Source organism: Parabacteroides sp. APC149_11_2_Y6 (assembly GCF_054506995.1).
In genome coordinates, this window is the sequence record NZ_CP173709.1 from 1589882 (window position 1) to 1605879 (window position 15998).

Consider the following 15998-nt stretch of genomic DNA (forward strand, 5'->3'; position numbering starts at 1 on the left):
ATGAATTTTATTCATAAACCGATAATGTCAGGCATAGCAATGTGCCTGACATTTTTCGCATTTTCTTGTACCACACAAGAGAAAGTAGAAAACAAAACAGACTATACTGTATATGTAGATCCTTATATCGGATCAGGTGAACACGGACATGTATTCGTTGGCGCGAATGTCCCGTTCGGAGCTATACAAGCCGGACCTCAGAATATCCATAAAGGATGGGACTGGTGTTCCGGTTATCATTATTCTGACAGTGTAATTATTGGTTTCAGCCATACTCATTTGAGTGGAACCGGCTGTGCTGATTTGGGGGATATTTTATTAATGCCCTATACTGGTGAGGTTCGTACCGCCCGTGGCGAACAGGATAATATTGAAGGCACAGCTTCTTCCTATTATAAGCACGCAAATGAGACCGTATCTCCGGGTTATTATTCACTGTTGATGGATAATGGCGTGAAAGTTGAACTTACAACAACAGAACGTACGGCTTTGCATCGTTATACTTATCCGGAAGGAAGTGAGCAACGTTTATTGATAAACCTGAAAGAGGGTAATGGCGACAGGGCGTATGAGACTTACCTGAAAAAGATAGATGATAATACAATTGAAGGATTCCGTTTTTCCAAAGGTTGGAGCCCGCGGCATAAAGTGTATTTCACTATGAAAACAGACCAACCTATCGAATCATTAGCTGTATTTAATGATGATGCAGTGGCTGGTAACGATGAGTTGAGTGGCGAATCGGTAAAAGGTGTCGTAACTTTCAAGAACAATACTCCGAATGTACAGGTAAAGATTGCAATTTCGTCTGTAAGCTGTGCAAATGCATTGGCAAATATGAATGCCGAAGTTGAGCATTGGGATTTCGATCAGGTACACAAGGACGCAATTGATAAATGGAACAACCAGTTGGCATCTGTTGTTATCGATACCAAAGATGAACGTGCCAAAAAGATTTTCTACACATCTATGTACCATGCATTCATTGCGCCGACGTTATATTGTGACGTGAATGGAGACTTCCGTGGACATGATGATAAGGTTTATACAAACAATAACTGGAAGAACTATTCCACTTTCTCTTTGTGGGATACCTACCGTACATTAAATCCGTTGTTTACTATTATTAAGCCGGAAATGGTTGGCGACATTGTGAACTCATTCCTGAGCATCTATGATCAGCAAGGCAAATTGCCTATCTGGCCGTTGGTAGGAGGTGAAACGGAATGTATGCCCGGTTACAGTGCAGTTCCCATTATTGCAGATGCTTATTTAAAAGGCTTTACAGGTTTTGATGCGGAACGAGCATATGCCGATATGGTTTCTTCCGCTACTTATGAGAAACAGAATGGCGTGCCTTATGTACTGGAAAAAGGGTATATCCCTTGTGATAAGATTCATGAAGCAACCTCTATTGCTATGGAATATGCTGCCGACGATTGGGGCATTTCGCAAATGGCAAAGAAAATGGGTAAGACTGAAGATTATCAGACATTCCTGAAACGCGGTAAATATTATGAACAATATTATGATAAGGATATCAACTTCATCCGCCCGAAAATGAATGACGGAAGCTGGCGTACTCCTTACAATCCGTTCCGTTCAGTCCACGGTGTTGGTGATTTCACGGAAGGTACCGGCTGGCAGTATACATTCTTTGTTCCGCAACATCCGGAAGGATTGATTGCCTTAATGGGAGGAGATGCGAAGTTTGTTTCCAAACTGGATTCCTTGTTTATTGTAGAAGGTGATATGGGAGAGGGGGCGTCCAGCGATATCAGCGGTCTGATTGGTCAGTATGCACATGGCAACGAACCCAGTCATCATGTGGCTTATTTATATCCGTATGCCGGTGAACAATGGAAGACTGCGGAAAAAGTTCGCTTTATTCAGGATGAGTTTTATACAGATAAGCCGGAAGGTGTTATCGGTAATGAAGATTGTGGTCAGATGTCCGCATGGCATATCATGTCTGCTTTAGGATTCTACCAGGTTAATCCGTCGAATGGTGTACTTGTGTTCGGTAGCCCGTTGTTTGACAAGGCTTCTGTCCGCTTGCCGGAAGGAAAGACATTTGATATTGTGGCACAGAATAACAGTAAGGACAATATTTATATCCAGTCCGTGTTATTAAATGGAAAGCCGTATAACAATTCTTATATCCTGTATGATGACGTTATGAAAGGAGGAAATCTTACCTTTGTAATGGGGAATACTCCGAATAAGGATTTCGGGGCCGCTCCGGAAAATCGTCCGAAGACAGCAGAATAATCTGTCCTAAGTCCAAAATTAAAATAAAAACGTATGAACAAGACAATCAAGACAACAGTAGCGTTACTGGCATCCGCATTCTTGCTGGGTGCCTGCGCTCAGAGTGGTGACAAAGGTTCTGCCCTTGATCCGGTAGACTATGTGAACCCCTATATGGGTAACATCAGCCACTTATTGGTGCCTACTTATCCTACAGTGCACCTGCCAAACAGTATGTTGCGTGTTTATCCCGAACGTGCTGATTTCACAGGTGACCTTTTAGGTGGATTGCCAATCATTGTAACCAGCCATCGCGGAAGTTCGGCATTTAATCTGAGTCCGTACCAGGGAGATGAAGCCGGTTTGAAACCTGTGATTAATTATAGTTACGACCAGGAGAAAATCCATCCGTACCGTTACCGGGTTTATCTGGATAACGAGAATATAGATGTAGACTTTGCTCCATCTCACCAAAGTGCTGTTTATGCAATCACTTTTGAGAAAGACGGCCCTGCTTATCTGATATTCAATAGCCGCAACGGCCAATTGCAGGTAAAAGATAATGCCGTTAGCGGTTACCAATATGTAGATAAAAAGACAAAAGTTTACCTGTATGCCGAAACCGACCGGAAGCCTTTAAAATCCGGTGTACTATCGGCTGAAAATGTAAACTATGACCAGACATCGGTAGAAGGAAGAAACGCTGCGATTGCTCTTTCTTTCGGTAATGATGTAAAGACTTTGGGTGTTCGTTACGGTATTTCATTTATCAGCGAAGAACAGGCAAAGAAAAATCTGGATCGTGAAATTGCTGCATATAATGTAGACGTCGTAGCGAAAGAAGCTAAGAACGATTGGAATGATGCTTTAAGTAAAATTCAGGTTCAAGGCGGAAGCCAGGACGATAAAGTGATATTCTATACTTCTTTGTACCGTTGCTATGAGCGTCCGGTGAACTTGAGTGAAGACGGACGTTATTACAGTGCATTCGATGGTAAGATTCATGAAGACAACGGACGCCCGTTCTATACGGATGATTGGATTTGGGATACTTACCGTGCTACTCATCCGCTTCGCGTCCTGATTGACAACGAGAAAGAAAGTGATATTATCAATTCTTTCCTGTTAATGGCAGAACAAATGGGAACAAACTGGATGCCTACTTTCCCGGAAGTAACAGGGGACTCGCGCCGTATGAACTCCAACCATGCTGTAGCTACCGTTATCGATGCCTACCGTAAAGGTGTCCGTGGCTTCAACCTGGAGAAAGCTTACATTGCGGCAAAGAAGGGTATAGAAGAAAAAACATTAATTCCCTGGTCTGCAGCACCGGCCGGTTGGTTGGATGAGTTCTATAAGGAACACGGATATATTCCGGCATTGAAACCGGGGGAACAGGAAACCGTTCCGAATGTATCTATTTGGGAAAAACGTCAGCCTGTAGCTGTCACTTTGGGTACGGCTTATGACCAGTGGTGCTTGTCGCAAATAGCCGCAGAATTAGGAAAATCCGATGAGGCGGACTATTATTTGCGCCAGTCTTATAATTATCGTAACCTGTTCAATCCTGAAACCCGTTTCTTCCATCCGAAGGATAAAGACGGCAAGTTTATAGAGGGTATCGATTATCGTTATTCCGGAGGATTAGGAGCACGCGATTATTATGATGAAAACAACGGATATGTTTACCGTTGGGATGTACAGCACAATATTGGTGATTTGGTTTCTATGATTGGAGGCAATGAAGTGTTTACCGCTGCATTGGATTCCATGTTTGATACCCCGCTGGGTATGTCTAAATGGCAATTCTATTCTACATTGCCCGACCATACCGGAAATGTAGGTCAGTTCTCAATGGCCAACGAACCGAGTTTGCATATACCTTATCTGTATAACTATGCAGGTCAGCCGTGGAAGACCCAGAAGCGTATCCGTACATTGCTTAACCAGTGGTTCCGTAACGATTTGATGGGTGTCCCCGGAGATGAAGACGGTGGTGGTATGTCTGCATTTGTTGTTTTCAGCCAGATGGGTTTCTATCCTGTGACTCCGGGTTCTCCTACTTATAATATAGGCAGTCCGTTCTTCACAGATGTGAAAGTCGATTTAGGCAACGGCAACGTATTTGAAGTAAAAGCAAATAATGCTTCTGCTGAAAATAAATATGTTCAGTCTGCCAAATTGAACGGTAAAGCATTGAACCAGCCTTGGTTTGATCATAGCGAAATCGCTTCCGGCGGTATTCTGGAACTTGAAATGGGACCGAAAGCAAACAAGGAATGGGGGATTGCAACTCCGCCTCCTTCTGCAGCACCGATGCCCAAATAGTTGACGGTTGTTTCAGCTTTTGGCCGATTTGTAAAGATATTCAGTAAATATCTTTAAATAAAAAATCCAACTACCCCTCTGGGAATTAGTTGGATTTTTTATTTTATAAAGGATGCGATATCTAATAATTAATCAAGTGTTGTCTAATTGTCACTTGTCAATTATTAACATTTTTCTGATCAAGTCTTCTAATTCTGCAATTTCAACCGGTTTCACAACATAGTTTGTAAAGCGGCATTGTTCCGCCATTTTTCTTTCTTTCTCAAAAGCAAAGGCCGTAAGGGCAACAATAGGTACAGTTTCTGATAGTTCCCTGATTTTACATGCTGCTTCAAAACCATCCATTACAGGCATCCGTATATCCATCAATATGAGATTCGGTTGTTTCTCTTTGTATAAATCTACAGCTTCCTGCCCGTTCCAGGCATGATATAATGTGTACGTTTTGCCTAATAAGGCATCCATTAGCTTATAGTTCTCGACAGTATCTTCGGCCACAAGGATACTCTTCTCTTTAGACGGTTCCCTATGGGTTAGCGTTTTGTAAAATTTATTGGGCGCTTGAACATCTTCATCTTGTTCTTTTCCAAGAGGCAATGTGAACCAGAAGGTTGAACCTGAATCAGCTTTTGATGTTACGCCTATTTTTCCTCCCAGGCTCTCGATAATCGTTTTACTGATAGTCAGCCCCAATCCTGTGCCGGGCTTGAAATCATTTACTTTGATGAAACGTTCGAAAATACGGTTTGCATCTTTTTCGGAAATCCCGATTCCTGTATCGCTGACACTCACACGTAAATGATCCCCTTCTTTGTTATAGGATAGAGTGATGGAACCTTCTTCTGTAAACTTGATAGCATTATTTACAAAGTTTGCAATAACCTGTGTGATTCTTTGCGGGTCTGTTTGCAGGTGGATGGAAGGCAGGTTTTGGTCAAACAGTAATTTGACATCCGGATTGGTATTATCCAGATTAGCCAAATATATCTCTCCGCATATTTCTTTGATATTGGTATCTGTAATATGATAATTGAACGTTCCCGCCTCTATTTTGGAGAAATCCAGAATATCGTCAATCAGATGCAACAGCAAGTCATTATTTTTATGAATAATATTCAGATACATTCTACGTTCGTCGGCGTCATTTGTCTCTGCCGCTATATCGGAAAAGCCAACGATTGCATTTAAAGGAGTTCGTATCTCATGGCTCATATTGGCAAGGAATGCAGACTTCAGTTTGTCGGCTTCTTTGATACGTATCAATTCATTTTCACCTTCCCGCTGTTTGGTTATATTGGAAGTATAGCTTACAATTTTGCTTGGTGTACCGTCTTCATTGAACTTATATGCCCGGACGTTTGAATTAAACCAAAACAATCTACCGTTCAGGATACGGCGATAAGTCGCTACATAATTATTTATCTCGCCATTTATCAGGCGTCTGAATAAATTGTAATAGACTTTATCTATATCTTCGGGATGTAAAGTACTGATGAAGTCCTGAAGGCAGGTTGGTTGCTGCTCCTTTATATAAGATAAAGTTTCACTTTTTTCCAGGTCGTCATTCAAGCCGAAATCTACGGTTAGTTTTTCAGTGGCAACAGTATATTCCCACATAAAAGATTCTCCGGTATCGACTGCCACCTTTAATTTGGCAAGGTTGTCTTGGATGACCTCTGCTTTATGATGGTTTTCCGTATTATCATATACAATGTATAAATAACCGAAAACCTGTTCTTGCAAATCCTTCAGGATAATGGCTTTTACCAGCAGGTGTTTAACCGTCTCTGCTACATCACTTTGGTAATAGCCGGTATTTTTGACTGTCACAAAATTGTAATCGAGCGAGAACTCCACATCTTCACCTTGTTTCTGCTTTTGTTTTACCCATTCCGGGATATTTGGATTTTGGAAGATGTTGACACCTATTACATCCCGGGTAGTTCCGAATATATCCAAATCGGCATTATTCAAGTCCAACAGATTTCCTTCTTCATCATATAATTCGACTCCCCACGGCAGCTTTTCAAAAATGAGGCGGAATTTAGCTTCGCTTTTCAGTATTAATTTAGCCGAATATTCGAGCTGGAATTTGCTGTGCTCCTGTTCTATGGCTATGGAAACTATGTCGGCGAACATAAGCAGGTTCTCTATATCCAACGAATTCCATACGCGGGGAGTTTCTACTGCATCCAATCCGATAAAGCCAACAGATTTGCCATTGCATACTACCGGCAAGGCAAGTAGGGAGGCAATATTTTGCATTTGTAATAAATATTGTACGGGAGCAGCATCTTCCGGCATTTGAGAAACATCATTTACAATAATATGCTCGGCATTCTTTATTTTATCAACCCACCAGGTAATTTCTTCTGTGGGCAACTTACGCAATATGTCTTCGCGCATAGATACGATGCCGCTGCTTGTTACTTCATGGGTAAAGTCAAGCAGATGATTTTCTTCATCCAGAATGCCGATGTATACTCTGTCAGCTTTAAAAAAACGGAGAATTAAGAGGAGTGCCTGGTCGATAACATCATCATTGTCTTGTCTCAGTAACAGAGAAAGAACTTCGGACATGGTTTTTCTTAATGAAATTAAATTGACAAACACATGATTTTCATTTATGTTATCTTTCTCATCCGAAAACTTTTTTTGTTTTAACTGTTTTATCTCACGTATTAAATCCTCTTTGGAATAATTCTCATACATGTCCATCCTGGTCTATTTTTAATACTACAAATTTATACAATGTATTTGATATTCAATGTATATGTTTATGAATTATTATTGTGAATATTTTGTAACCGATTATTCATAACAGGCAACGAATCTTTGACGTTTGCTTATTGAGGGAAATAGTTGTATCTTTGTCTATCTATAAAGAAGACAGGGATTAGATTACATGACAAAAAATAACGATATAAATTGGTATGTATTATATACATCACCAAGGGCTGAAAAACAAGTGAAAAGCAGAATTGACGCACTGGGTGTAGAATGCTGGCTTCCACTTCTTCATACTCCCCGTGTATGGTCCGACCGGGTTAAAATGGTCGACATCCCTCTGTTTAATTCCTATTTGTTTGTACGTTGTACAGACCCGGTGTTAAGGACTTTAACCCGTGTATACGGTGTCGCACGCATTGTCTATTACAATGGTAAGCCTGCCATTGTGCGGGAGAAAGAAATAGACTCTATCCGGGAATTTCTTGAAAAAGCGTCCAATCATGTGCTTTGCCCCGGCGAAGAAGTGGAAATCCTTTGCGGAGCCATGAAGCATGTGTCCGGAAAAGTCAAGAAGATTAAAAAGAATCACTTGCTGCTTTATTTGGAGCAGTTGGGAGCTACCGTTTGTGTCCGGCTGGATGATGTGGCACGCGTTAAGAGAGTCAAGTAAATCTTCTCCATGTCGACATTGGCTCTTACCCAATCGGCCAGCTTGTCATATTGCTCTTCCTTGAAGGCTTCGTAGTTGAAAGGAGTTGAGTCTGTTTCCTTATCAAATCCAAAAGCAAGGTTGTCCAATACTTCCGTATTGTCGAGGATACCGTGCATATAACTTCCCCAACACCGGTTGTTCAGGTAATATCCGTCTGTCCGTCCGTCTTCCAGTAAGGCGACGGGGCTGTCGGGGGTATTGTTCAATAGGGTGGTGCGTCCCATATGTATTTCGTATCCTTTGCAGTTGTGCCGGGTCTCAGGGGAGATTGTATTCTTTTGTTTTGGTATAAAGGAAAAAGTGCTTTGTTTGGTTATTTTTTCCTGTTCGATGATTGTGCATTGGGGGAGTAGTCCGAGTCCCGGGACTGCCGGGATATTTCCTTCCAGACCTTCGGGGTCTTCCAGGCGTGCTCCCATCATTTGATAGCCTCCGCAGATACCGATTACTTTTTTCCCGTTTTTATACGCTCTTATAATTGCTTCGGCCGTACCGTTTGCACGCAGGCTTTGTAAATCGGAAAGCGTATTTTTAGAACCTGGCAGCAGGATAATATCCGCCTTTTCTATCTCCTCTATATTATTCGTATAATAGGCATTGAAACGAGGGTCCATATCCAGCACATCGAAGTCTGTAAAGTTAGACATCCGTTTCAGCAAAATAATTGCCACATTAATTTTACCGTCCCGGTAGGTGTTGGTTTTCATATCGAGCGCCACGGAATCTTCTTCTTCTATCTTTATATCCCGGAAGTAGGGGATAACGCCTACTACCGGAAGGCCTGTCAACTCTTCCAATAATTTTCTACCTTCTTCAAACAGGGAGGCATCGCCACGAAATTTATTAATGATGATACCTTTCATTAAGGCGCGTTCTTCCGGTTTTAGCAAAGCAATGGTTCCGTAAACAGAGCCGAAAACTCCTCCGCGGTCTATATCTGCTACCAGATAAGTAGCGGCATCCGCCTGCATAGCCATTCGCATATTGGTTATGTCCCGGTCGCGAAGGTTTAATTCAGAAATACTGCCTGCACCTTCCAGTACAATCGGATTATATTTGTCTTCGAGGCGTTTGAATGCCCGGATGGCTTCTTTAAACAATTCTTCCTTCTGGTTTTGTATCCCGAAATAATCCTTTGCCGACATGTTTCCTACAGGACGTCCGTTAAGCACCACTTGCGAACTTTTATCATTTGTAGGCTTTAACAAAATGGGATTCATATCCGTATGCGGAGCAATCCCGCATGCTTCCGCCTGTACTACCTGGGCACGTCCCATCTCGCCGCCTTCCGGAGTAGAGTAGGAGTTAAGAGACATATTTTGCGCTTTAAAGGGGGCCGGATTGTAGCCGTCTTGTTTGAAAATACGGCAAAAAGCGGCATTGATTACACTTTTTCCTGCATCGGAACAGGTGCCTACGAACATAATCGGTTTAAGAGACTGCTTCATATGGATTGCTTGTCGGATTTCTTTCAGCCTACAAAGCTAATAAAAAAAACATACCGTAGATAATCCTTGCTATACAGTATTCGGCAGAGTAATCCGGAATGTCAGAATGATATTGTTTCCTCTTTATTTGTGTCATTATTGTCGTATTATCCCTTTTGTGCTGACTTGTAATATATGCATAGGACTCATTTCGGGAGGAATAGGAGTCTTTTTTATGTTAAAAAGGAGGCATTTCAGTAGAATCCGGCGACTTTTTACATTTACCCTGAGGGTAATTCCAATTAGTAGCGGTACTAATTCCAACTATCTGCGCATAAAAATACAATAATCTGCGCAGCAAAACACCTATATTTTAACTTCAAAACATATATGTTTCGATTTTAAAGCATATATGCTTCGTTTTTAGATGTTATTGAGCATGGACGCGGTTCTGGAATGGTCTGAAAACCAAACTTGACGCAGATATTAAATTGATTACCATATTCTGATAAACACAACAATATGTTTTGACGCGGATGACGCGGAAAACGCGGATTAATACAGATATTATATTTCTTAATCCGCGTTTTCCGCGTCATCCGCGTCAAAAAAATAATTTCCGCGTCCTCTCATTTTGTGGCTATAAGTCCATTTGTGTTAACAAACTGATAAATCTTAACTCCGCGTGAGCATCATATTTGCAAGAGGTGCCGCCTCTCCCTCCGTATAGAAGCAGCAAGATATAGGTGTATTGTCAAAATGTCAAAATATCATTTTGTCGTAATCCGTAAAACGTACCTGTCTGTTTAAACAAAAAAGAAAAGGATGTGCCGGAATACCCTTACAGGTATTTTGACACATCCTTTCCTTTTTATCCTATAAGAAAAATCTTACACTTATTCAGCAGGAGTACCTCCGGAAGAAACAGTTTTGCTGCGTTCGATAGATTGCAGAGCCAGATAGTTGTCTCCGAAGTTTTGCAGGTTGTCGATTTCTGTTTCGAACTGGTCGAGGTGTGCTTCTTCTTCTACTACAAGACCTTCGAAAATCTTCTTCGTAGCAGAGTCTGCATGCTGAGCACATTCGTTGGCCCAGTTGTTATAATCGTCAACGCTTCCGGTTTCCATTTGTGCGGCTTTTTCAAGCATGGCTTTCACATCATGGATTTTTTCTACCGGGCCTGAACATTTCATTTCAACTTCCCCTTTCAGGAAAAGGATACGTTCGGCAAGACGTTCCACATGCATCATTTCTGTGATAGCCGTACGTTTGAACAGGCTGGATAACAAATCATATCCCATGTCGTCCAGACGGAAATGGAAATACATGTACTGGTTTACGGCAGTCATTTCGTCTGCAACCGCTTTATTCAGCAGTTCGATGCTTTTTTCTCTTTTAATCATAATCATTAAGTTTTTAATCAGGTTGAGTTTATATTATCTAAGTTATATTATGGGTGTCAAAGTTAATAGATTTATCGAGTGATTGTCATTCCTGTCAAGGAAATATTTTATCTTTGTACTATCAGATTGTTTGAATAAACGAAGAAAATAATGACGAAAGTACAAGAAACGTTGGCTGCATTGCCGGAAGAAAAGAAAGCATTATTTGTACCGGTATTCGGTACTATCGATAAATTTTATACAGTAGTATATCTGATCGCGCGTAATGAGCATGTCACCGACCAGGAAAAACCCGAACGCTATGAAGACCGTTTGCAGGTAATACGCCGGATACGAAGCCTTGTTGAGAAAATGGTTACCTCATTCGGCTTGGAAGGAGAAGAAATCATCGCCGATATTGCCAGCGACTATTTTGAAGACTATGTAAATTACAGGACACCGGAATTAGATATAACAAATGAAGACTTTGTCGGAATCATCCAAAAGATAGCCCAAAGTTGATTAAATAACTTTTTTTTGCACAAACTGTGCCTGTATGTGCAGAATAACCTCTAATTTTGTGGGTTGCCTGACTCTGCTTGGGAAGTTGAAGAGAGTGATTGGTTTATTTGGGTTTATACAAAATTTAGATGAGATATTTTGCTAAGATAGGGCACTGGTTGTCCTCACAAGAACATTTATTCTTTTTGTTCGGATTGTTATTTATTATCCCTAACTGTTTTCTGTTTTTTACGGAACCATTGCCTGTGACGGTAGGTATCGCTTCTATCATATTGCCTTTGGCATTCTGGTTTGCCATATTGCTGCTGGCCCGTAAACCCGGAATTGTTGTCTGGTGTTTGTTGCCGAAAGTAATATTGGACGGAGGACAGTTGGTGCTGTTGCATTTGTTTGGCGAGTCGGTTATTGCAGTGGATATGTTTCTGAACCTGACAAGTTCCAATGCCTCGGAAGCCAGTGAATTATTGGGGAATATATTTGTAATTATTATTTGCGTCTTCTTTTTTTATACGTTGCCTACTTTATGGCTGGCGGTTTATTCCATACGGTTGAAAGATAAATTACAATCCGGTTTCCGTAAGAAATGGGCGTTGAGAAGTTTGGCAATGTTTCTTGTAGGCATCTTGTTATGTTGCCTGTCACCCCTTCAGGGACATCCTTTCTCGTGGAAAGATGATGTCTATCCCGCCAATGCACTGTATAATTTATATTTTGCAATAAATAAGGCCGGCAAGAACTCCAATTATCATAAGACATCCGCAGATTTTAAATTCAATTCTACACGGACGGCGCATGCCGACGGGAAGCGTGAAATCTATGTGCTTGTTGTAGGCGAGACTTCACGGGCTATGGAATGGAGCCTGTATGGTTATGAACGGCAGACTACTCCCCGCATGGAGAAACTGGATGGTTTGGTGCATTTTAAAGATGTGGTAACACAGTCAAACAATACACATAAGAGTGTTCCGATTATTCTTTCGGCAGCAAGTGCCGAAAATTATAACATCATATATGATGAAAAAAGTATTGTGACGGCTTTCAAGGAGGCCGGTTTCCGTACATTGGTTATAGCCAACCAGAAACTTACCACCTCTATGATCGGTGCATTTTATCGTGAGGCTGATACCTTCATCGATATGAGTAGCTTTAACACGGGGTCTTATCTGACATCATTGCATGACGGGGCTTTATTACCCTATCTGGAAAAAGAACTCAATAAAACGGATGATAATATGTTTATCGTTCTTCATACATATGGTTCCCACTTCAATTACCATGAACGTTATCCGGATGATTTCAAATTCTATACACCGGATAAGGCCAGAAGTATCAGTGCCTCTTATAAAAAGGAATTGAGGAATGCGTATGACAACTCTATCCATTATACGGATTATGTATTGGGCGAGGTGGCTGATATGCTTGCCCGTACCAATGCCTGTTCTTCCATGCTTTACCTGAGCGACCATGGAGAAGATATTTTTGACGACTCCCGCGAACGGTATTTGCATGCATCTCCGATACCGACTTACTACCAGCTTCACATCCCTTATATTATCTGGTTCTCCGAGCCCTACCGGGAAACATTTCCGGACAAATACCAGACAGCTCTTGCGCATGAGGCTGTACCGGTTAGTACGAACAGCGTATTCCATACGATGCTGGATATTGCCAGTGTAAAGACAGACCAGGCGGATTCTACCTTGGCTCTGACAAATAAAGGATTCGTTATACGTGATCGTATGTATCTGGGTGACCACGATGAACCGGTTCCTTTCTGGAAGATTGGTTTGAAGAAGGCTGATTTTATGATGTTGGATAAAATGAAGATTGCCTACGGTAAAGATTAATGGCTGGACCGAACGGACATATTACGCTTAAAGTAATATTAGGATACCTGTTGCTGGTGGCAATGGCAGTGGGTTCGGTTGTGTATATTTATGACGTAATAGGCAAGATAGCGGAAGAACAAACACCGGATAGTTTATCTCATAAAAAAGTATATTTGGTTACCAATACATTGTCTCTGCTTTATGAAAGTGAAGCGTTGGGACAGTTAATAGGTATGCCTCAAGGTCAAATCTCCCATTTTAACCGGACATTGAATAAGGCTATCCATAATATGGATACCTTAAGTACTTTGGTCTCTCCTGATTTATCTCCGAAAATCGATAAGATAAAAGCCTTGATTGAACAGAAAAGGCGGAATACCCGGGTGTTGCTGGATACTTGGAAAGAGACGAATACGGAGCATTTATATAATCAAAATATTGAAAAAGTCATTGCCCGGCAGGATACCGTAATCAAGCAACTGGATGTTCAGGAGCGAGTGATTGTACGTCAGGATTCTGTTGTTTCTCCAATCGTAAAGAAGCCTCGCGGGTTCTTCCGCCGTCTTGCCGATGTATTCTCGCCTCCCAAAGTGGATACGACACTTGTGTTGAACACAACCCGGCAGGTCGTTACCGATACGTTAGTCCGGGCTTTTAATCCGTCGGATACGATTGTTTCGGTTCTGAATAATTTGCGTGACAGTGTGGCCGACCAGCGGAAGTTGTTGATGGACCGGTTATTGGAACGTGCGGCAGTGCTCCGCTATGATAACAGTGTGATAACGAGCCGTATCAATCAGATGCTCCGGGATATAGAAGAAGAAGAGATGAATGTCTCGTTGGAAAGGATACAAAAAAAACAGGATTTATTGAGTGAGACTTCTGTTCTGATAGGGGGAATTGCTATTGCGGCACTTGTCGTTGTGGTTATCTTTATTATTATGATTACCCGGGATATTTCCCGTAGCCAGTATTTTCGGCAACAATTGGAAAAGGCTAAATTGTATGCAGAAGATTTGCTGCATAAGCGGGAAAAACTGATGCTTACAATCAGCCATGATATTCGTGCCCCGCTTTCTTCTATTATCGGATATATCGATTTATCACTGGGACGTCGCCCGGACGAACGGCAACGTTATTATTTAGAGAATATGGCAGGTTCGGCCGACCATATTTTATCGCTTGTAAACGGACTGTTAGACTTTCACCGTCTGGAATCCGGACAGATGGAAATTCAGGCAGTCCCATTTGATGTGCGGATTCTTTTTAATGAAATCTATGGCAGTTTCAAACCGATAGCGGATGCTAAAGGATTGGATTTTATCTTGAATATGAAAGAGGAAGGTTGGGAGTTTCTCTATTCAGGTGATCCGATTCGTATCCGCCAGGTAGTAGGCAACCTGCTTTCAAATGCAATAAAGTTTACCCGTAAAGGACGTGTTGTTTTGATTGTGAAACTGGTAGATGATTTTACACGGCTGGTGGTTATTGTCTGCGATTCGGGGCCGGGTATCCCGAAAGAAGAACAAGAAAAGATATTCGGGGAATTTGCCCGTTTATCCGGAACGGAGAAAGAAGAAGGTTTCGGCCTGGGCCTTTCCATTACCAGGAAATTGATCGAATTGATGGGAGGGGAACTGACTCTGGAAAGTGTGCCGGATAAAGGAAGCGATTTCACGGTAAACCTGCCTCTTGAAAAATCAGATGTACAATCTTTGCCTGCAAATTCGTTGCCGGAGGAAACTGTTGAAGCTGTACCTGAATCAAACGGGCGTGATATACATTGCCTTTTAGTAGACGACGATCCTTTACAGTTGGCTTTGACGGAAGAGTATTTGAAGCAGCATCATGTGCTGGTTACTTGTTGTACGGATTCTTCTTCCGTTATCGAATTGTTCGGACAAGCCTCTTTCGATGTAGTCGTTACCGATATACAAATGCCGGGAGTAGATGGGTACCAACTGCTTGATATAATTCGTAAGTCCGGTATACCCGGTACGGATACGGTACCGGTAGTTGCTTTATCTGCGAGTCTGGAGAACGAGCATAACCATTATCTGGAAGCTGGTTTTACCGGATTTCTGAATAAACCGTTTACGGCGGAACAATTGATTACTTTGCTAAATAAATTGTTGACAGTCGATATCCATACAAATACTTCTGCCGGATTGGATTTTACCTCCCTTACCGCTTTTGCCGGAGATGATAAGGAGGCTTCGGCCTCTATTATCCGGACATTTACAGAAGAAACAGGCAAGAATCTCACCCTGCTGGAAGAGGCATTGAACACAATGGATAGAGAGTCGGCAGCCAAAGTTTCACATAAACTGCTTCCTCTTTTCACGATGCTTGGTGCAACTACGCTGGTTCCTCTTCTCCGGATGTTGGATAAGAATGATGAGGCATTGTCTGACGATGGTTGGAAAAGATTATTGTCTGATGTAATTGGTCAGGCGCGGCAGGTCCTGCAACAAGCAGTGGATAACCTGTAGAAACAAGTGTGGAAATTTTCCACACCTGTGATGCCTGTTTCCCCATAAACGATACATCTTTATCTTTTGTCCGGAACATTCATATCGTTTTATCTGTTCAATTATAAGAGTTTAGAAAAACAAATGCCGGGATTGTACGGTTCTGGCACGGATTTCGTAGTATATTAAATACGAAAGGCTATAAGCGTTTCTACATTTAAACCGTTTTATTAAGTAGTAATAAGTCCGAGTATTGAATTAAGTCTGCAAAACAAGAAGAGTACCTCCGCAAGGGTACTTTTTTTGTTTTATGCCATATCTTTAATTACTTTTGCCGCAATTATAAA

The 15998-nt window shown here is 41.7% G+C and carries 9 protein-coding genes; 6 read left to right on the forward strand and 3 right to left on the reverse strand.

The features are described from left to right. Together ACGE0T_RS06365 and ACGE0T_RS06370 are read left to right on the forward strand one after the other, a co-directional pair. Positions 1-2271, forward strand: a complete 2271-nt coding sequence (locus ACGE0T_RS06365; RefSeq protein ID WP_459189694.1) for a GH92 family glycosyl hydrolase — start codon at positions 1-3, stop codon at positions 2269-2271. A gap of 33 nt (positions 2272-2304) precedes the next feature. Further along, on the forward strand, positions 2305-4578 hold the full coding sequence (locus ACGE0T_RS06370) for a GH92 family glycosyl hydrolase (protein ID WP_459189695.1): 2274 nt from the start codon (positions 2305-2307) through the stop codon (positions 4576-4578). A 150-nt stretch (positions 4579-4728) separates the two neighbouring features. Here ACGE0T_RS06370 and ACGE0T_RS06375 read toward each other — a convergent pair whose 3' ends face one another. Further along, positions 4729-7296 (reverse strand): hybrid sensor histidine kinase/response regulator, encoded by a 2568-nt coding sequence (locus ACGE0T_RS06375; protein ID WP_459189696.1) that lies wholly within the window; start codon positions 7294-7296, stop codon positions 4729-4731. Between the two features lie 187 nt (positions 7297-7483). Between ACGE0T_RS06375 and ACGE0T_RS06380 the strand changes: the two genes are divergently transcribed. Next, positions 7484-7978 (forward strand): UpxY family transcription antiterminator, encoded by a 495-nt coding sequence (locus tag ACGE0T_RS06380; protein WP_459189697.1) that lies wholly within the window; start codon positions 7484-7486, stop codon positions 7976-7978. On the opposite strand, the gene ACGE0T_RS06385 is transcribed toward ACGE0T_RS06380, so the two are convergent. Continuing rightward, positions 7906-9468 carry a cobyric acid synthase gene (locus ACGE0T_RS06385; RefSeq protein WP_459189698.1) on the reverse strand — a complete coding sequence of 521 codons (1563 nt, stop codon included), beginning with the start codon at positions 9466-9468 and terminating at the stop codon, positions 7906-7908. The genes ACGE0T_RS06380 and ACGE0T_RS06385 overlap by 73 nt on opposite strands. Positions 9469-10343: 875 nt before the next feature. Further along, positions 10344-10850, reverse strand: a complete 507-nt coding sequence (locus ACGE0T_RS06390) for a bacterioferritin (RefSeq protein WP_459189699.1) — start codon at positions 10848-10850, stop codon at positions 10344-10346. A 150-nt stretch (positions 10851-11000) separates the two neighbouring features. On the opposite strand from ACGE0T_RS06390, the gene ACGE0T_RS06395 reads away from it, so the two are divergent. From ACGE0T_RS06395 to ACGE0T_RS06405, 3 genes are all read left to right on the forward strand, one after another. After that, the gene (locus tag ACGE0T_RS06395; RefSeq protein ID WP_459189700.1) at positions 11001-11351 is read left to right on the forward strand and encodes a hypothetical protein; all 351 of its coding nucleotides are present in this window, start codon (positions 11001-11003) and stop codon (positions 11349-11351) included. A 128-nt stretch (positions 11352-11479) separates the two neighbouring features. Further along, positions 11480-13198: a phosphoethanolamine transferase gene (locus ACGE0T_RS06400; RefSeq protein ID WP_459189701.1), complete on the forward strand. Its 1719-nt coding sequence runs from the start codon at positions 11480-11482 to the stop codon at positions 13196-13198. Then, positions 13198-15672 (forward strand): ATP-binding response regulator, encoded by a 2475-nt coding sequence (locus ACGE0T_RS06405; RefSeq protein WP_459189702.1) that lies wholly within the window; start codon positions 13198-13200, stop codon positions 15670-15672. The genes ACGE0T_RS06400 and ACGE0T_RS06405 overlap by 1 nt, the downstream gene beginning before the upstream one ends. The last annotated feature ends 326 nt before the right edge of the window (positions 15673-15998 follow it).